The 18,426-nt window shown below is 65.3% G+C and carries 11 protein-coding genes; 8 read left to right on the top strand and 3 right to left on the bottom strand.

Annotated features, from left to right (window positions below):
• The first annotated feature begins 78 nt into the window (after window positions 1–78).
• The 3 genes from PSEMO_RS01095 (at window position 79) to PSEMO_RS01105 (ending at window position 7,306) form a co-directional block, all read left to right on the top strand.
• Window positions 79–4,350, top strand: a complete 4,272-nt coding sequence (locus PSEMO_RS01095) for a DEAD/DEAH box helicase (RefSeq protein WP_075801339.1) — start codon at window positions 79–81, stop codon at window positions 4,348–4,350.
• 66 nt (window positions 4,351–4,416) lie between these two features.
• Window positions 4,417–6,036, top strand: a complete 1,620-nt coding sequence (locus PSEMO_RS01100; protein ID WP_075801340.1) for an FMN-binding glutamate synthase family protein — start codon at window positions 4,417–4,419, stop codon at window positions 6,034–6,036.
• Between the two features lie 145 nt (window positions 6,037–6,181).
• On the top strand, window positions 6,182–7,306 hold the full coding sequence (locus tag PSEMO_RS01105) for an OpgC family protein (RefSeq protein ID WP_075801341.1): 1,125 nt from the start codon (window positions 6,182–6,184) through the stop codon (window positions 7,304–7,306).
• A 111-nt stretch (window positions 7,307–7,417) separates the two neighbouring features.
• Here the strand turns inward: PSEMO_RS01105 and PSEMO_RS01110 are convergent, their stop codons facing one another.
• The gene (locus PSEMO_RS01110; RefSeq protein WP_075801342.1) at window positions 7,418–8,755 is read right to left on the bottom strand and encodes an amino acid permease; all 1,338 of its coding nucleotides are present in this window, start codon (window positions 8,753–8,755) and stop codon (window positions 7,418–7,420) included.
• A gap of 204 nt (window positions 8,756–8,959) precedes the next feature.
• Here PSEMO_RS01110 and PSEMO_RS01115 point away from each other — a divergent pair, with 204 nt between their 5' ends.
• The 3 genes from PSEMO_RS01115 (at window position 8,960) to PSEMO_RS01125 (ending at window position 13,645) form a co-directional block, all read left to right on the top strand.
• The gene (locus PSEMO_RS01115; protein ID WP_075801343.1) at window positions 8,960–12,127 is read left to right on the top strand and encodes a transglycosylase domain-containing protein; all 3,168 of its coding nucleotides are present in this window, start codon (window positions 8,960–8,962) and stop codon (window positions 12,125–12,127) included.
• 196 nt (window positions 12,128–12,323) lie between these two features.
• Window positions 12,324–12,881, top strand: a complete 558-nt coding sequence (locus PSEMO_RS01120; protein ID WP_075801344.1) for a PadR family transcriptional regulator — start codon at window positions 12,324–12,326, stop codon at window positions 12,879–12,881.
• Complete coding sequence (locus tag PSEMO_RS01125; protein ID WP_075801345.1) at window positions 12,878–13,645, top strand: siderophore-interacting protein; 768 nt, start codon at window positions 12,878–12,880, stop codon at window positions 13,643–13,645. The genes PSEMO_RS01120 and PSEMO_RS01125 overlap by 4 nt, the downstream gene beginning before the upstream one ends.
• Window positions 13,646–13,654: 9 nt before the next feature.
• Here the strand turns inward: PSEMO_RS01125 and PSEMO_RS01130 are convergent, their stop codons facing one another.
• Window positions 13,655–14,290 (bottom strand): Pr6Pr family membrane protein, encoded by a 636-nt coding sequence (locus PSEMO_RS01130; protein WP_075801346.1) that lies wholly within the window; start codon window positions 14,288–14,290, stop codon window positions 13,655–13,657.
• Window positions 14,291–14,294: 4 nt separating this feature from the next.
• Window positions 14,295–14,528 carry a VF530 family protein gene (locus PSEMO_RS01135; protein ID WP_075801347.1) on the bottom strand — a complete coding sequence of 78 codons (234 nt, stop codon included), beginning with the start codon at window positions 14,526–14,528 and terminating at the stop codon, window positions 14,295–14,297.
• 165 nt (window positions 14,529–14,693) lie between these two features.
• Here PSEMO_RS01135 and PSEMO_RS01140 point away from each other — a divergent pair, with 165 nt between their 5' ends.
• Window positions 14,694–16,745: a TonB-dependent receptor gene (locus PSEMO_RS01140; RefSeq protein ID WP_075801348.1), complete on the top strand. Its 2,052-nt coding sequence runs from the start codon at window positions 14,694–14,696 to the stop codon at window positions 16,743–16,745.
• 305 nt (window positions 16,746–17,050) lie between these two features.
• On the top strand, window positions 17,051–18,388 hold the full coding sequence (locus tag PSEMO_RS01145; protein WP_075801349.1) for a carbohydrate porin: 1,338 nt from the start codon (window positions 17,051–17,053) through the stop codon (window positions 18,386–18,388).
• Window positions 18,389–18,426 lie beyond the last annotated feature (38 nt).

Here is an 18,426-nt window from a genome sequence, read left to right on the forward strand (position 1 = left end):
GGGCAAGGATCCCACGCCCGCACTACAGCTGACCAGTGGCCTCTTGCAAGCCTTCGACAAAGGCCGCATAACCAGAGGATGAATCTTCCCGCCCTCGACCATCCGGTACTGGACGCCTTTCACCCGGCGGTGCGCGCCTGGTTCCGTCGCAGCTTCGCCACGGTCACCGCCGCCCAGGCCCGCGCCTGGCCGCTGATCCACGCCGGTCAGTCGCTGCTGGTGGCGGCGCCCACCGGCTCCGGCAAGACCCTCACCGCCTTTCTCGCCGTGCTCGACGAATTGTTCGAACAGGGCCTGGAGCACGACGGCCAGTTGCCGGACGAAACCCGGGTGGTCTACGTCTCGCCGCTCAAGGCGCTGTCCAACGACATCCAGATCAACCTGCAGAACCCGCTGGCCGGGATCAGCGCCGAGCTGGAACGCGCGGGCCTGCCGGTGCCGCGCATCCGCACCGCCGTGCGCACCGGCGACACGCCGCAGAAAGAGCGCACGGCGATGCGCCGGCAAGCGCCGCATATCCTGGTGACCACCCCGGAATCGCTGTATGTGCTGCTCGGTTCGGAATCCGGGCGCAAGGGCCTGAATACCGTGCACACGGTGATCGTCGACGAAATCCATGCCATCGCCGGCGCCAAGCGCGGCAGCCACCTGAGCCTGACCCTGGAACGCCTCGAAGCGCTGTGCGAGCGCCCGCTGCGGCGCATCGGCCTGTCAGCGACGCAGCGTCCGGTGGAACGGGTGGCGCAGTTCCTGGTCGGCGCCGAGCGCACCTGCGCCATTGTCGATATCGGTCACGCCCGCCAACGCGACCTGGGCATCGAAGTGCCGCCGCAGCCACTGGGCGCCGTGATGGCCAACGATGTCTGGGACAGCGTCTACGACCGCCTCGCCGTGCTCGCCCGCGAGCACCGCACCACCCTGGTCTTCGTCAATACCCGGCGCCTGGCCGAGCGCCTGGCCCGGCACCTGAGCGATCGCCTCGGCCGCGAAGCCGTGGCCGCGCACCATGGCAGCCTGGCCAAGGAAGCCCGCCTGGACGCCGAACAACGCCTCAAGCGCGGCGAGTTGCAGGTGCTGGTGGCCACCGCCTCGCTGGAGCTGGGTATCGATATCGGCGACGTGGAACTGGTCTGCCAGATCGCCTCGCCGGGCTCCATCGCCGCCTTCCTGCAAAGGGTCGGGCGTTCCGGACACCAGGTCGAGGGCACGCCCAAGGGCCGCCTGTTCGCCACCAGCCGCGATGACCTTATCGAGTGCGTCGCCCTGCTCGACTGCGTGCGCCGCGGCGAGCTGGACGAGGTGGTGATTCCCCGTGCGCCGCTGGATGTGCTGGCCCAGCAGATCATCGCCGAAGTCAGTTGCCAGCCCTGGCCGGAGCAGGCGCTGCTCGACTGCTTCCGCCGCGCCCAGCCCTACGCCGGGCTCGATGACAAACACTATTTCGCCCTGCTGCGCATGCTCGCCGAGGGCTACAGCGGGCGCCAGGGTGTGCGTGGCGCCTACCTGCATCGTGATGCAGTGAGTGGCGAGCTACGTGGTCGCCGCGGCAGCCAGCTGACCGCCCTGACCAGCGGCGGGACCATCCCCGACAACGCCGACTACGCCGTGCTCCTGGAGCCCCAGGCGCTGACCATCGGCAGCGTCAACGAGGACTTCGCCGTCGAGAGCATCGCCGGGGATATCTTCCAGCTCGGCAATGCCTCGTACCGCATCCTGCGGGTCGAGCCGGGCAAGGTGCGGGTCGAGGATGCCCGGGGCCTGCCACCGAATATCCCGTTCTGGCTCGGTGAAGCGCCGGGGCGCAGCGATGATCTGTCCCGTGCCGTGGCCCGCTTGCAGGCGGAGATCGACCAGCGTCTGCAACACAGCGAGGGTCGCGAACAGCCGCTGCTGGACTGGCTCGCTGCGACCCTCGGACTCGGTCCGGACAGCGCCGAACAGCTGCTGGATTACCTTGGCCGCACCCGCCAGGTCCTGGGCGCCCTGCCGTCCCAGGACACCCTGGTGATGGAGCGTTTCTTCGACGAGTCCGGCGGCACCCAGTTGATCATCCATTCGCCCTTCGGCAGCCGCATCAACCGCGCCTGGGGCCTGGCCCTGCGCAAGCGCTTCTGCCGCACCTTCAACTTCGAATTGCAGGCGGCGGCCAGCGAGGACGCGATCATCCTGTCGCTGTCGGCCGGACACAGCTTTCCCCTGGAAGAAGTCTGGCGCTACCTGCCCAGTGCCAGCGCCGAGCACATCCTGATCCAGGCGGTGCTCGATGCGCCGCTGTTCGGCGTGCGCTGGCGCTGGAACGCCGGGGTCGCCCTGGCCCTGCCGCGCTTTGCCGGCGGCAAGCGCATCGCCCCGCAGATCCAGCGCATGCGCAGCGAAGACCTGACGGCGGCGGTATTCCCGGACCAGTTGGCCTGCCTGGAAAATATCGTCGGCGAACGCGAGGTGCCGGATCACCCGCTGGTGGAACAGACCCTCGACGACTGCCTGCACGAAGCCATGGACGCCGAGGGCTGGCTGGCGCTGTTGCGGCGCATCGAAAGCGGCGATATCCGCCTGATCTGCCGCGACCTGCCGGCACCCTCGCCGCTTGCTGCGGCGATTCTCAATGCCCGGCCCTATGCCTTTCTCGACGATGCGCCGCTGGAAGAACGGCGTACCCAGGCCGTGCTCAACCGACGCTGGAGCGAGCCGCAGAGTGGCGATGAATTGGGAGCGCTGGACCGCGATGCGATTGCCGCCGTGGCCGCCGAAGCCTGGCCGACGCCGAATCGCAGCGACGAGATGCATGAAGCGCTGATGACCCTGGCGGCCATCAGTGCCGACGAAGTGACGGCCAATCCCGGTTGGGAAGAATGGCTGCAAGCGCTGGCCAAGGCTGGACGTGCCTGTCGGGTCAACGGACTGTGGCTGGCACGGGAGCGGCTGAACCTGCTGCTGGCGGTCTATCCCGAATCCATTGTCGAACCGCCGCTGGACCTGCTGCCGGGTTTCGATGAGGCGATCGACGAAGACAGCGCCGTGCTGGAACTGGTCCGTGCCCGCCTCAGTGGTTTCGGCCCGCTGACGCCGGAGCAGATCGCCGCGCCGCTGCTCCTGCCGCTGTCCGCCGTGAACCAGGCGCTGGCCCGACTCGAAAGCGAAGGCTATGTGTTGCGTGGGCAGTTCCACCCGGACCAGCCGCTGGAGCAATGGTGCGAACGGCATCTGCTGGCGCGCATCCACCGCTACACCATCAAGCGCCTGCGCCGGGAAATAGAGCCGGTCAGCCTTCAGGATTTCATGCGTTTTCTCTTCGACTGGCAGCACCTTTCCAGCGCTGGGCGCCTGCAAGGCAATGCCGCGCTGGGCGAAGTGCTGGAGCAGTTCGAAGGCTACGCCGCTGCTGCCGGGGCCTGGGAAAGCGATCTGCTGCCGGCACGCCTGAGCGACTACAGCCCGCGCTGGCTTGATGAGGCCTGTCGTGCCGGCAAGTTTGCCTGGGCCCGGCTCGGCCCTTCGGCCAAGGCGGCGGCCAATACCTTGCGCAGCACGCCACTGGTGCTGCTGCCCCGTAGCCGGCTCGGATTGTGGCAAGGGCTCGGGCAACCGTTCGCTATCGAAGCGCTGTCGCCTCGTGCGCAGAAGGTTCATGCCGCGCTGAGCGAGCATGGCGCGCTGTTCTACGACGAGCTGCGCGACGAGGCCCGGCTGCTGCCCACCGAACTGGAAAACGCCCTGCAGGAGCTGGTCGCCGCCGGGCTGGTCAGCGCCGACAGCTTCGCCGGCTTGCGCGCATTGATCACCCCGGCGAGCAAGCGTCAGGCCCACAGCAGCCGGCGCGGACGCGGGCCGCTGTTCGGCGGCATGGACGATGCCGGGCGCTGGGCCTTGCTGCGCCGGGGCAGCGCCGACCGCGAGGACAGCCACGAACATATCCCCCGGGTCCTGCTGCGCCGCTATGGCGTGGTGTTCTGGCGCCTGCTGGAACGCGAGGCTGACTGGTTGCCGAGCTGGCGGGAATTGCTGCGCACCTTCCATCGTCTTGAAGCACGGGGCGAAATCCGTGGCGGTCGTTTCGTCAGCGGGCTGGCCGGGGAGCAGTTCGCCCTGCCGGAAGCCATCGCCGTGTTACGCGGGGTTCGCCGGCGGCCATTGGATGGCAGCCTGATCGTGGTCAGCGGCAGCGATCCGCTGAACCTCAGTGGCAGCCTTCTGCCAGGTAGCAAGGTGCCGGCGCTGGCGGGGAATCGGTTGCTGTATCGGGACGGCTTGCCGGTGGGGGCGCTGGTGGCAGGGACGGTACAGCTGTGGCCGGAGGTCGATCCGCAAGATGAAAATTCGCTGCGGGAGCGTCTGATCCGCGGCATCTGACTGGATACAATTCCCCATCCGCTATATGGTTTATGGCTTGCCTGACGTGCCCCACAAGGAAACCGTATGAGCCTGTCACTCCTGAGCCGCTACGCCTTCTTCGTCGCCTGCGTCATCTTCACCCTCGCCTGCCTGCCCTTCCTGCATCACGACTGGCTCTGGCCGTTCGCCCTGACCACCGGGGTGCTGAGCCTGATCGGGCTGTTCGACCTGCTGCAGAAGCGCCATGCGGTACGGCGCAATTATCCGATCCTCGGCAATATCCGCTACCTGGTCGAAGGCATCCGCCCGGAGATCCGCCAGTACCTGCTGGAATCCGACAGCGATGCCCTGCCGTTTTCCCGGGCGCAGCGTTCGCTGGTGTATGCCCGCGCAAAGAACGAGCAGTCGGACAAGCCGTTCGGCACCCTGATCGATGTGTACCAATCCGGCTTCGAGTTCATCGGCCATTCCATGCGCCCGGCACCGCTGACCGACCCCACCGCGTTCCGGGTGATCGTCGGCGGGCCGCAGTGCACCCAGCCGTATTCGGCGTCGGTGTTCAATATTTCGGCGATGAGCTTCGGCTCGCTGAGCGCCAACGCGATCCGCGCCCTGAACATGGGGGCCAAGCTGGGCAATTTCGCCCATGACACCGGCGAGGGCAGCATCAGCCCCTATCACCGCGAACATGGCGGCGACCTGACCTGGGAGCTGGGCAGCGGCTATTTCGGCTGTCGCACCGCCGATGGCCGCTTCGATCCCGAGCGCTTCGCCGCGCAGGCACAGAACCCGCAGGTGCGCATGATCGAGATCAAGATGAGCCAGGGCGCCAAGCCCGGCCATGGCGGCATCCTGCCCAAGCACAAGGTGACCAAGGAAATCGCCGAGACCCGCGGCATCATGATGGGCGAGGACTGCGTATCGCCGTCACGGCACAGCGCGTTCTCCACGCCGATCGAACTGATGCACTTCATCGCCCAGTTGCGTGAGCTGTCCGGCGGCAAGCCGGTGGGCTTCAAGTTCTGCCTGGGCCATCCGTGGGAGTTCATGGGCATCGCCAAGGCCATGCTGGAGACCGGCATCCTCCCCGACTTCATCGTGGTCGACGGCAAGGAAGGCGGCACCGGCGCGGCGCCGGTGGAGTTCACCGACCATATCGGCGTGCCGCTGCGCGAGGGCCTGCTGTTCGTGCACAACACCCTGGTCGGCCTGAACCTGCGCGACAAGATCAAGCTCGGTGCCAGCGGCAAGATCGTCAGCGCCTTCGATATCGCCAGCGTCCTGGCCATCGGCGCCGACTGGGCCAACTCGGCGCGGGGCTTCATGTTCGCCATCGGCTGCATCCAGTCGCAGAGCTGCCATACCAACAAATGCCCGACCGGCGTCGCCACCCAGGACGGCCTGCGCCAGCGCGCCCTGGTGGTGCCGGACAAGGCCGAGCGGGTGTTCAACTTCCATCGCAATACGCTCAAGGCCCTGGCCGAGATGCTCGCCGCCGCCGGTCTCGATCACCCGTCGCAACTGGAGGCCAAGCACCTGGTGCGGCGCATGTCGGCCACCGAGATCAAGCTGTTCTCCCAGTTGCATGTGTTCCTCAAGCCGGGTGAGCTGCTCAGTGGCGAGATCAGCGGCGAGTTCTACCAGCGCATGTGGCGCATGGCGCGGGCGGACAGCTTCGAGCCGCACAGCGAAGCGGCGGCTTGAGAGACATCCAGTAACATCCCACCGTTGCAATCTCCGCCAAAACTGCCCACCCTCCGCGCCGCCGATCGGTAAAGACCGACGGCGCGGAACCGGGGATCGCTGCCGTCGATCCTCTACTGAAACACCCTGTGCAAGAGCCCTCGCCATGACCAACGCCCGCGACCATCGAATCGACTTCTTCCGGGGCCTGGCGCTGGTCTTCATCTTCTGGGACCACATTCCCGGCAACCCGCTGGCCAACCTGACCGTGCGCAATTTCGGCTTCAGCGATGCGGCGGAGATCTTCGTGTTCCTCGCCGGCTACGCGGCGGTGCTGGCCTATGGCAAGGTGGCGCTGCGCGATGGCTGGGTGGTGGCCTGCGTGCGCATCCTGCGCCGGGCGTGGGTGCTGTACGTGGTGCATATCTTCCTGCTGGTGCTGCTGATGGGCATTGTCTTCGTCGCCAACAACCATGTGGAAACCCGCGACATGATCGAGGAAATGGGGCTCTACTATTTCCTCGGCAACCCGCAGCAGGCACTGGTGGACGAGTTGCTGCTGCGCTTCAAGCCCAACCTGATGGACCCGTTGCCGCTGTACATCCTGCTGCTGCTCGGCCTGCCGCTGGTGCTGCCGTTGCTGATGAGGAAGGCGGAGTACGTGGTCGGGGTGTCGGCGGCGCTGTACCTGATGGCGCCGATGTTCCAGTGGAACCTGGCGGCCCAGGAAGGCGGGGTGTGGTTCTTCAATCCGCTGGCCTGGCAGTTGCTGTTCATCCTCGGCGGTGCGGTGGCGATTAACGGGCAGCGCGCGCAGGCGCCGGAGTTACGGCCATTGCTGCGTCAGCCGTTGTTCGTGGTCTCGGCGGTCTACGTAGCGGTCTGTGCGGCGATCGCCCTGTCGTGGCGTTGGCCCGAGGTGCATGACGCGGTGATGCCGAAGGTGCTGGCGGAGTGGTTGTACCCGATCAGCAAGACCAACCTGTCGCCGGCGCGCTTGCTGCATTTCCTCGCCTTGGCGTACTGCACGGCGAAGCTGCTGCCGAGCGGGCCCTGGGTGGAAACCTGGCTGGCGCGGCAGAGCTGCCGGATGGGACGGTATTCGCTGGAGGTGTTCTGCTTCGGCGTGCTGCTGGCACCGTTGGCGGATATGGGCAATGCGCTGGCGGGTGATCATTGGGCGATGCAGGTACTGACCGCATTGCTGGGGCTTGGGTTGATGATGGGGCTGGCTTTGTGGCTGGACTGGAACAAGCAACTGACCCGAGTCGTGCCAGCCAGGGCGGTGTGAGCCTTTTGGGGCCGCTTTGCGGCCCTTCGCGGGCAAGCCACGCTCCTACTTTGGAACGCGATCTCCTGTAGGAGCGTGGCTTGCCCGCGAAGGACCGCAAAGCGGTCCCCATCAAATCTTCAGCCAGTGATAAATACCCGCCAACCCCAGCAAAAAAACCGGCCCCACATACAGCGCCACCCGCAGATCCCCGAAATACCCCATCACCCCCAGCACCAGCCCGAGAAACCCCAGGGCCAGGTACGAACTCCACGGCCACAGCCACATCGGATAGCCCAGCCGCCCGCGTTCTTCCGGGCTCAACCCGGCACGGAACCTGAGCTGCGCCAGCAGAATCACCGCCCAGGTCCAGATCGCACCAAAGGTGACGATGGCTGTGGCCCAGAGAAACACCTGCTCCGGCACCAGGTAATTGCCCAACACGCCCAGCAGCAACACGGCAAGCGACAGCAGCAAGGCATTGCGCGGCACGCCATTCGCGGTGGTGCGCCCAAGCAACGCCGGTGCCTGGCCCTTCTCCGCCAGCGCACAGAGCATTCTCCCGGTACTGAAGATCGCCGCATTGCACGCCGACAACGCCGCGGTGATCACCACGAAATTGATCAGCCCCGCCGCCGTGCGGATCCCCAGGCGCTCGAAGGTCAGCACGAACGGGCTGCCACCACTGCCAATGCCGTGCCAGGGATAGATCGACAGGATCACCAGCAGCGCGCCGACATAGAACAGCAGCACCCGCCAGAACATTGAGCCGATGGCCCGGGGAATGGTGGTTTCCGGCTGTTTCGTCTCTCCGGCAGCCAGGCCGACCAACTCAGTGCCGAAGTAGGCGAACATCACCAGTTGCAGCGACATCAGCACCCCGCCCCAGCCATTGGGCATGAAGCCGTCATGCCGCCAGAGGTTGGCGATCCCCGTGGCCACGCCGTCGTTGCCCAGACCAAAGGCGATGATGCCAATCCCGCCGAGGATCAGGGCGATGATGGTGACCACCTTGATCAGCGCGAACCAGAACTCGAATTCACCGAAGGCGCGCACCGCCAGCAGGTTGATCGCGCCCATGCTGCCCAGCGCCGCCAGGGCCCAGAGCCAGCGCGCTGTATCGGGGAACCAGACGCCCATGTAGATGGCCACCGCGCTGATTTCCGCGACGCAGATCACCATCAGGGCGAACCAGTAGTTCCAGCCGGTGAGAAAGCCCGCCAGCGGGCCAAGGTAGTCGTGGGCATAACGGCTGAACGAACCGGCCACGGGGTTGTGCACCGCCAGTTCGCCAAGGGCGCGCATGATCACCAGGATCACCAGGCCGCCGGCGAGGTAAGCCAGGAGAATTGCCGGCCCGGCCATTTCGATGGCCTTGGCCGAGCCGAGAAAAAGACCGACGCCGATACAGGCACCGAGGGCGATCAGGCGCACATGGCGCTCGCCCAGTTCACGCTTCAGGGTGGACATTAGGGAATCCTCGCTGTTCAGGACAGGAACCAGCCCACCACCCTAGTCAGACGAGGCGCGTGCAAACGATCAACCATCAGAACAGGACATTTCCCACCACGTTTTGGGAAATGCCCGACGATCCCCAACAATTTTTTCCCGCCCCCCGGCCAGCGTCTAAGCTTCAGCCAAAGCAAGAGAAATAACGAAATCAGGCTTAAGACTATGGGCGCACAGTGGCACTCGGATAACGGCAGTAACCTGGCAGCCGCTGAACAATCGGAAGTACCGCCGTCCCCACCGCCACCGCCGCGCCGCTCCCGGTTGCGTTTCCTGTGGTGGCTGATCCTGTTGATCGTGCTGATCACCCTGGGCCTGCTGGCCTACGCGGCGAGCAAGGAAATGCAGACCTCGGCTATCCAGTCCCGAGAATTCAGCCGCTTTGCCGCGACCCTGAGCTATTCGATGCACAAGGGCCCGAGCGACGCCATGGTCTATCCCGGCGACGGCCCCTTCGACAAACGCCTGGGCTACAGCGCCCTTGGCGAATTCATCCCGCGCCTGTTGAAGCGGGACTACGTGGTGGTGGAACAGACGCGCTTTTCCCCGGCGCTGATGAACTACGTCGATCACGGCTTTTTCGTGCCCTATACCGAGAAAATCCAGAGCGGCCTGAGCATCACCGACTGCAAGGGCAGCGTGCTCTACCAGTACCAGTACCCGCAGCACCTGTATCCGGACTTCGCCTCGATCCCGCCGGTGATGGTGCACAGCCTGCTGTTCATCGAGAACCGCGACCTGCTCGACCCCAACGATCCCAAGGGCAATCCGGCGGTGGACTGGCCGCGTTTCGCCAAGGCCGCCTATACCCAGGTCGCCAAGTACCTGGCCCTGCCCGGCCAGTCGGCCGGCGGCAGCACCCTGGCGACCCAGTTGGAAAAATATCGCCATTCACCGGACGGCCTGACCGTCTCCGGCGCCGAGAAGATCCGCCAGATGATCTCCGCCAGCGTGCGCGCCTACCAGGACGGGCCGCAGACCCTGGAAGCGCGCCAGCGCATCGTCCGCGACTACCTCAACAGCGTGCCGCTGTCGGCGGTGCCGGGGCATGGCGAAGTGCATGGCATGGCCGAGGGCCTGCGGGTCTGGTACGGCGCCGACTTCGCCGAGGTCAACCGCCTGCTGGCGTCCACCGCCACCGACCCGGACACCCTTGCCGCCCGCGGCCTGGCCTTGCGCCAGGTGCTCTCGCTGATGATCGCCCAGCGCCGGCCTTCGCACTTCCTGTCCAAGGGCCGCAACGAGCTGGCGACCCTGACCGACAGCCATATCCGCCTGCTCGCGGCCAACAACATCATCGACAAACCGCTGTCTGACGCCGCCCTGGCAAGCAAGGCGATCTACCGCGACTGGGTGGCCCAGCCGACCATCGTGCCGATCGTCACCAACAAGGGCATCAGCGTGGCCCGCAGCCGCCTGTCGAGCATGCTCAACCGGCCGCTGTACGACCTCGACCGCCTCGACCTGTCGGCCACCAGCACCTTGCAATCGGATTTGCAGGAACAGATCAGCCAGTACCTGCGTGACCTCGCCAACCCCGAGTTCGCGGCGAAAATGGGCCTGTTCGGCGAGCGCCTGCTGACCCCCACCAGTACCACCCAGGTGCGCTACAGCTTCACCCTGATGGAGCGCACCCCGGACGGTTCGCGGGTGCGGGTGCAGACCGACAGCACCGACCAGCCCTTCGATATCAACGAAGGCAGCAAGCTGGAACTGGGCTCCACCGCCAAGCTTCGGGTGCTGACCAGCTACCTGGAGATCATCTCCGAGCTGCATGACCGCTACGGCAAGATGTCGGTGCCGGAGTTGAAGAAGGTCGAGGTCGCCGATGTCGACTTCATCACTCGCTGGGCCATCGACTGGCTGATCCAGAACAAGGACCGCGATATCAGCGCGATGCTCGACGCTGCCCTGGAACGCAAGTATTCCGCCAGCCCCGGCGAGGCCTTCTTCACCGGCGGCGGCCTGCATGTATTCAACAACTTCCGCAAGGAAGACAACGGGCGCATCCCGACGCTCAAGGACGCCTTGCGCGAGTCGATCAACCTGCCGTTCATCCGTCTGATGCGCGACCTGGTGCGCTACAGCACCTACCAGGCGCCGGGCAACAGCGCGGCCTTGCTGAAAGACGATGCCGAACCGCGGCGCCAGGAGTACCTGGCCCGTTTCGCCGACCGCGAAGGCACAGATTTCCTGCGCCGCTTCTGGAAAAAGTACCAGCGCAAGACCTCGCAGGAACGCCTGGATACCTTCCTCGATGGCCTGCGGGTCACGCCGATCCGCCTCGCCGCCGTGCATCGCTACCTGTTCCCGGAAGCCGACCAGACCACCTTCAACGCCTTCGTCCGCGCCCATATGAAAAAAGAGGGCGTGGTCGCCAAGCCGGCCGGCGGCAAGAAGGATCCGCTCAGCGACGAGCGCCTGGAAACCCTCTACGCTTCCTACGGCCCGGGCAAGTACGACCTGCCGGACCAGGGCTTTATCGCCAAGTCGCATCCGCTGGACCTGTGGCTGGTCGGCTACCTGCTCAAGCACCCCAGCGCCAGCTTCCAGGAAGCGACGATGGCCAGCCATTTCGAGCGCCAGGAAGTCTACGGCTGGCTGTTCAAGAGCAAGCACAAGGGCGCGCGCGACAGTCGTATCCGCACCCTGGTGGAGGTGGAGGCGTTCCTCGATATCCATCAGCGCTGGAAGCGTGTCGGTTATCCCTTCGATCACCTGGTGCCCTCGCTGGCCACCGCCATCGGCAGCTCCGGCGACCGTCCGGCGGCCCTGGCCGAGCTGATCGGGATCATCCAGAACGATGGCGTACGTTTGCCGGTGTTGCGCATCGATACCCTGCATTTCGCTGCGAGTACGCCGTATGAAGTGAGCCTCGCCGGGGACCCGGATCGGGGCGAGCGGGTGCTGTCCGTGGACGTGGCCCGGGCGTTGCGCGGCGCGCTGTCGCAGGTGGTGGATGCCGGTACGGCGCGCCGGGTGTCGGGGACCTTCAAGCTGGATGACGGCACCGTGCTGACCATGGGCGGCAAGACCGGGACCGGGGATAACCGGATCGAAAGCTTTGGTGCGGGAGGCCGGCTGATCGGCTCGCGCTCGCTGAACCGCACGGCGACCTTCGTGTTCTATCTCGGCGACAACCACTTCGGCACCCTGACCGCATTCGTACCGGGGCGGGCGGCGGAGTCGTTCAAATTCACCTCGGCGCTGCCGGTGCAGGTGCTCAAGGGCATGGCGCCGATGCTGCTGCCGTATCTCAAGCCGGGCGGCAATACCCAGTGCTCGGTGCCGTTGACGGCGGAGCCCGGGTCGAGTGTTACCCAGGCACATTAATCTTTGTTGTTCTTGAGGGCCTCATCGCTGGCAAGCCAGCTCCCACAGGGTTCAGCAGCGCTGCGGACACTGTGGGAGCTGGCTTGCCGGCGATGAGGCCCTTTGCTTCAACACACCTTTCAGCCCTTGAGCTTGCAATAAGATATATCTTGAGTAATATCTTGAGACATATCGTAAGCAACCCGGAGCCCCTCCCATGCGCGATCACCCTCACTCCCACCGCGAACCCGAAGGCCTCGAACGCCGTCGTGAGCGCGGCGACCGTGGCCCGCGGGTCTTCGCCCCGGGCGATCTGAAACTGCTGTTGCTGGCCATGCTGGCCGAGCAGCCGTGCCACGGCTACGACCTGATCCGCCAGATCGAATCCCTGTTCGACGGCAACTACAGCCCGAGCCCCGGGGTCATCTATCCGACCCTGACCTTCCTGGAAGAAAGCGAGCTGATCACGGGCGAAGTCCATGGCAGCAAGAAGCTGTACCAGGCCACCGAGGCCGGTCGTGAATCCCTCAAGGAGCAGGCCGTCGCCCTCGACGGCGTGCGCACCCGCATCGAAGTGAGCAAGCGCTCGCTGCGCGGCCACGACCGTCCGCCGGAGATCCACGAGGCCGTGCATAACCTGCGCCATGCCCTGCAGATGCACAGCGGGCGCTGGAACCCACAAGAAATAGAGCGGGTACGCACCCTGCTCAATGAAACCGCGAAAGCCATCGTTGCCGGACCTGTCACCTCCCCTTCCCAGGAGCTTTCCGAATGACTTCGAGCGAAAACACCATCCACCGCGTCATGCACGAGATCAAGCACCGTCAGCTGACGGTACTCAAGGTGGTCGACCTGACCCCGCGCATGCGCCGCATCACCCTCGGCGGCGCGCAACTGCAAGGCTTCATCAGCCTGGGCAGCGACGACCACGTCAAGCTGCTGTTCGCCAACAACCCCGCCGAACAGGCCGCCATGGACGCCCTCGACCTGCCCAAGGAAGGCGTCAAGCCGACCATGCGCGAGTACACCCCGCGGCGCATCGACCTGGTCAACAATGAACTGGACCTGGATTTCGTCCTGCATGGCGACGGCCCTGCCTCGACCTGGGCAGCCCAGGCCAAACCCGGTCACACCCTGAATATCGCCGGGCCACGGGGCTCGCTGGTGGTCCCGGATATCTTCGACAGCTACCTGCTGGTGGGCGATGAAACCGCGATTCCGGCCATCGGCCGGCGCCTCGAAGAACTCTCCGCCGGGCGCAAGGTGCTGGCGGTGATCGAGATCGAGGACGCGCAAGAGCGCCAGCCGCTGCCGAGCAAGGCCGATGTGCATGTGATCTGGGTCGAGCGGCACGCGCAGTCGGTGCTGGAGGTGCTGGCCGGCCTGCAACTGCCGGCCGGCGAACTGTATGCCTGGGTCGCCCTGGAAAAGGCCCTGACCCGCAAGGCCAAGGCGCTGCTGCTGGAGGAGAAAGGCGTCGCCGATGACCGGCTCAAGGCCGCTGCCTACTGGCGCCTCGATCCGCACGACGACGAGTGATAACTGCTGTCAGGGACGCGTCCTGGCCTTGGCCAGGCGTCGGCCCTGCCAGCGGTCCAGGCCGATGACAGCCAGCCCGAGCAGCATGAACGCGGCGAACATCACCAGCGCATTGAGCACCACCCGCCCGTAGCCGAGCGCGGCTACGTCGATGAACGGATAGGGATAGAACCCGATTATCTGCCCGCGCAACAGCGCATAGCCGAAATACACCAGCGGATACACCGACCAGGCCAGCACATGGCCAATCCGCAAGGTGCCCTTCTCCACACGCCACCACCAATACAGCGCGAACAGCAGCGGCATCACGTTGTGCAGCAGGTTGTCGGCGATCCATTGCCAGCCTTGCGGCTGCCAGAGATGGCGCAGCAGCAGGTTGTAGGCGATGCCCACGAAGAGAATGCTCGCCAGCACCCCGGACGCCACCCAGGGCGCCTGCCAGAAACGCCGGGCCGCCGACTCGCGGCCGAACGCATCGGAGGTGAGCACGGTGGCGACGAGGATATTGCTGAGCACGGTGAAGAAGCCGAAGAAATTCACCAGCCCGCCCAGCAGGCTGGCGTCGTCCTGCCAGCGGGCGAGCAGGATCAGGTACAGCTGCACCGTCAGGCCGAACCAGCCAAGCACTGCAGCGGCGGCGGTCATCGGTTTACTGCTCGCGCTTGATATCACGCAGCATCTTCAGATACAGGCTTTCCACCTTCTCCCTTGCCCACGGCGTCTTGCGCAGGAAGGTCAGGCTCGACTTGATGCTCGGGTCGCTCTTGAAGCAGCGGATATCGATGCGCTGCGCCAGCCCGGGCCATTCGTAGCGGGCCACCAGGGCAGTGAGGATCTGTTCCAGGGTCATGCCATGCAGCGGGTTCTTGTCAGTGGCGGTCATGCCAGTGCTCCAGCCAAACGAAGGTGCGCACCTTAGGTCCCTTTTGACATCAGGGCAAATGCTTCCAGCAGTCTAGTTCGCGGGATGGCCTTCACGGCGGATTGCAATTTGATTTCATTGCAATGTTATAGTGTAACCAAACATAACCTCTGCCAAGGACCCCGCATGCGTTACCTGTCCCTTCCCCTCTCCCCCCTCGCCGTCGCGCTCTGGCTGGCCTCCTCGCCCAGCCAGGCGCTGGAACTCGAGCCCCAGGTGATCACCGCCAACCCGCTGGGCAACGCACAACTGGCGACCCCGAGCAGCGTGCTCGAAGGCGATCAACTGCTGCTGCAACAGAAAGGCAGCCTCGGCGAAACCCTGAATGGCGAGCCAGGCGTGTCGTCCACCTGGTTTGGTCCGGGCGCCAGCCGCCCGATCATTCGCGGCCTGGATGGTGATCGGATTCGTCTCCTGCGCAATGGCGTCGGCGCCCTGGACGCGTCGTCGCTGTCCTACGACCACGCCGTGCCGCTGGACCCGGTGAACGTCGAGCGCGTGGAAATCGTCCGCGGCCCGGCGGCCCTGCTCTATGGCGGCAGCGCCATTGGCGGGGTGGTCAACACCTTCGATAACCGCATCCCGACCGAGGCCATCGAGGGCATCCACGGTGCCGGCGAGCTGCGCTACGGCGGCGCCGACACCACCCGCAGCGCGGCGGGCAAGCTGGAAGCCGGCAACGGCCAGTTCGCCCTGCACCTGGATGCCAACAGCCGCCAGTTCAACGACCTGCGCATTCCCGGTTACGCGAAAAGCTCGAAGGTCCGCGACGCCGACGAGCCGGGCAGCCGCCATCGCCTGGAAAACAGCGACGGTCGCCAGGACGGCGGCGCCATCGGCGGTTCCTACACCTGGGAGCACGGCTACACCGGCGTGTCCTACAGCCGCTACGACGGCAACTACGGCTCGGTGGCCGAGTCCGGCGTACGCCTGGCCATGGAGCAGGACCACTACGGTTTCGCTTCGGAAATCCGTGATCTGGAAGGGCCGTTCAGTTCGGTCAAGGTCGACCTCGGCTACACCGACTACAAGCACAGCGAGCTGGAGGAAGGCGAGGTCCACACCACCTTCAAGAACAAGGGCTACGAGGCCCGGGTCGAAGCCCGTCACCAGCCGCTAGGGCCGGTGGAAGGGGTGATCGGCGCGCAGGTCAACCGCAACGAATTCTCCGCCCTCGGCGAAGAAGCCTTCGTACCGCAGACCGATACCGACAGCGTCGCCCTGTTCGTCCTCGAACAATGGCAGGCCACCGACCGCCTGGCCCTGAGCCTGGGCGGGCGCCTGGAACACACCAAGGTCGATCCGGACGCGAAAGGCAACGAACGCTTCGCCGAAGCCGACAGTTCCAGCAGCTTCACCGCCGCCAGCCTGTCGTCCGGTGCGGTCTACCAGTTGACGCCGATCTGGTCGCTGGCCGCCAGCCTCGGCTACACCGAGCGCGCGCCGACCTTCTACGAGCTGTACGCCAACGGCGCCCACGTCGCCACCGGGGCCTACGAAGTGGGCGATCCGAACCTGTCGAAGGAAAAGGCGATCTCCGGCGACCTCGCCCTGCGCTTCGACAACGGCACGCACAAGGGCAGCGTGGGCGTGTTCTACAGCCACTTCCGCAACTACATCGGCCTGCTGTCCAGCGGCGAACTGCGCGAAGGGCATGACCATGGCGACGACGATCATGACCACGACCATGATCATGATCACGACGGCGGCGATATTCCCGAGTACTTGTACAGCGGCGTGCGTGCGCGCTTCTACGGGATCGAGGCGCAGGACCGCTGGCAGTTGCTGGAAAACCGCTACGGCAGCTTCGCCCTGGAGCTGTCCGGCGACTACACCCGGGCCAAGAAACTGGATACCGGCGAGGACCTGCCGCGCATTGCGCCGCTGCGCCTGAACAGCGGGCTGGTGTGGAACCTGGATCGCTGGCAGGCGCGGGTCGACGTGCAGCATGCCGCGTCGCAACACCGCAAGCCGGCCAACGAGACCAGCACCGATGGCTACACCACCCTGGGGGCCAGTGTCGGGTATCGGTTCAATGTGGGTGAAAGCGAGTGGCTGGCGTTTGTCCGCGGTGAAAACCTGACTGACCAGACTGTGCGCTATGCCAGCTCGATCCTGCGGGATGTGGCGCCGGCTGCGGGGCGGAGTGTGGAGGTGGGGCTGCGTACGACCTTCTGATCCGGGGCGCCCCCAATCGCTGGCAAGCCAGCTCCCACAAGGTCTTGCACTGCTCTCGAGGGCAGCGGTGAACCTGTGGGAGCTGGCTTGCCAGCGATGAGGCCCTGATGATCACCACAGGATTATTACCAATCCCACAAAACACCCCGACAACCTCCAACCTTTCCAACCCCATCAATCCTCTATATCCTCCCCGCCCCAAGCTGAAACGCTTAATCACCCCGAATTTACCGAAGAATCCTGGCGAACTCCCCCCGCCGGGATATCTGCCGTTTTCTTCAACAATCAAAAGATAGCGCTATCTCATGCCCTGCCACACTGCTTCCCGTCTCCTCGTTGCGCCGCTGTTATGCGCCCTGGCCGCCACCAGCCAGGCCACCCCGATGTTCGACGCCGACTCCCCCTGGATGCTCGGCGACTGGAACGGCACCCGCAGCGACCTGGCCGAACGCGGCTACGATTTCAGCCTCGACTACACCGGCGAGATGGGCAGCAACCTGCACGGCGGCTACGACCATGACCGCACCGCACGCTACAGCGACCAGTTCGCCTTCGGCAGCCATCTGGACCTGGAGAAGATCCTCGGCTGGAACGCCACCGAGTTCCAGCTGACCGTCACCGAGCGTCATGGCAACAACATCAGCAACGACCGCATCAACGACCCGCGGGTCGGCGGCTTCACCTCGGCCCAGGAAGTCTGGGGCCGCGGCCAGACCTGGCGGCTGACGCAACTGTGGATCAAGCAGAAGTACTTCGACGGCGCCCTCGACGTGAAACTCGGCCGCTTCGGCGAAGGCGAGGACTTCAACAGCTTCCCCTGCGACTTCCAGAACCTGGCCTTCTGCGGCTCCCAGGTCGGCAACTGGGTCGGCGACAGCTGGTACAACTGGCCGGTCAGCCAGTGGGCGGCACGGGTGCGCTACAACCTCACGCCCGAGCTCTACGCCCAGGTCGGCGCCTTCGAGCAGAACCCGTCCAACCTGGAGCGCAACAATGGCTTCAAACTCAGCGGCAGCGGCACCCAGGGCGCCATGTTCCCGGTTGAACTGGTCTGGAGCCCGGCAATCAGAGGCCTTAAAGGGGAATATCGGGCGGGCTACTACTACAGTAATGCCAATGCCAAGGATGTTTACCGCGACGACAACGACCAGTCCGCCGCACTGAGCGGCCAGAACTACCGCAGCCGTTCGAGCAAGCACGGGTTCTGGCTGGGGGCACAGCAGCAGGTGACGTCGTTGGCCAGCGATCATTCCCGTGGCCTGAGCGTTTTCGCCAATGCCACGCTGCACGACAAGAAGACCAATGCCATCGACAACTACGTTCAGGCAGGTGTGGTGTACAGGGGGCCGTTCGACGCCAGGGCGCAGGACGATATCGGTTTCGCCGTGGCCCGCGTGCACGTCAACCCCGCCTTCCGCAAGAACGCCCAGGCGCACAACCGCGCCGCCGGCCTCGACGATTTCGACGATCCCGCCTTCCTGCCGGTCCAGGACACCGAATACAGCGCCGAGCTGTATTACGGCATCCACCTGGCCAACTGGCTCACCCTGCGCCCGAACCTGCAGTACATCCGCCATCCGGGCGGGGTACAGGCGGTGGACGATGCGCTGGTCGGCGGTTTGAAGATCCAGAGCCACTTTTAACCGGCCCGCGGGCCTGACGATTTCAACACTGATGGAGA

The sequence above is a fragment of the Pseudomonas putida genome, from assembly GCF_001941965.1.
In the GTDB taxonomy this organism is placed as follows: domain Bacteria; phylum Pseudomonadota; class Gammaproteobacteria; order Pseudomonadales; family Pseudomonadaceae; genus Aquipseudomonas; species Aquipseudomonas putida_L.

Coding starts and splice junctions, on each gene's coding strand:
- PSEMO_RS01095 (WP_075801339.1), top strand. CDS start 79: ATGAATCTTCCCGCCCTCGACCATCCGGTACTGGACGCCTTTCACCCG.
- PSEMO_RS01100 (WP_075801340.1), top strand. CDS start 4,417: ATGAGCCTGTCACTCCTGAGCCGCTACGCCTTCTTCGTCGCCTGCGTC.
- PSEMO_RS01105 (WP_075801341.1), top strand. CDS start 6,182: ATGACCAACGCCCGCGACCATCGAATCGACTTCTTCCGGGGCCTGGCG.
- PSEMO_RS01110 (WP_075801342.1), bottom strand. CDS start 8,755: ATGTCCACCCTGAAGCGTGAACTGGGCGAGCGCCATGTGCGCCTGATC.
- PSEMO_RS01115 (WP_075801343.1), top strand. CDS start 8,960: ATGGGCGCACAGTGGCACTCGGATAACGGCAGTAACCTGGCAGCCGCT.
- PSEMO_RS01120 (WP_075801344.1), top strand. CDS start 12,324: ATGCGCGATCACCCTCACTCCCACCGCGAACCCGAAGGCCTCGAACGC.
- PSEMO_RS01125 (WP_075801345.1), top strand. CDS start 12,878: ATGACTTCGAGCGAAAACACCATCCACCGCGTCATGCACGAGATCAAG.
- PSEMO_RS01130 (WP_075801346.1), bottom strand. CDS start 14,290: ATGACCGCCGCCGCTGCAGTGCTTGGCTGGTTCGGCCTGACGGTGCAG.
- PSEMO_RS01135 (WP_075801347.1), bottom strand. CDS start 14,528: ATGACCGCCACTGACAAGAACCCGCTGCATGGCATGACCCTGGAACAG.
- PSEMO_RS01140 (WP_075801348.1), top strand. CDS start 14,694: ATGCGTTACCTGTCCCTTCCCCTCTCCCCCCTCGCCGTCGCGCTCTGG.
- PSEMO_RS01145 (WP_075801349.1), top strand. CDS start 17,051: ATGCCCTGCCACACTGCTTCCCGTCTCCTCGTTGCGCCGCTGTTATGC.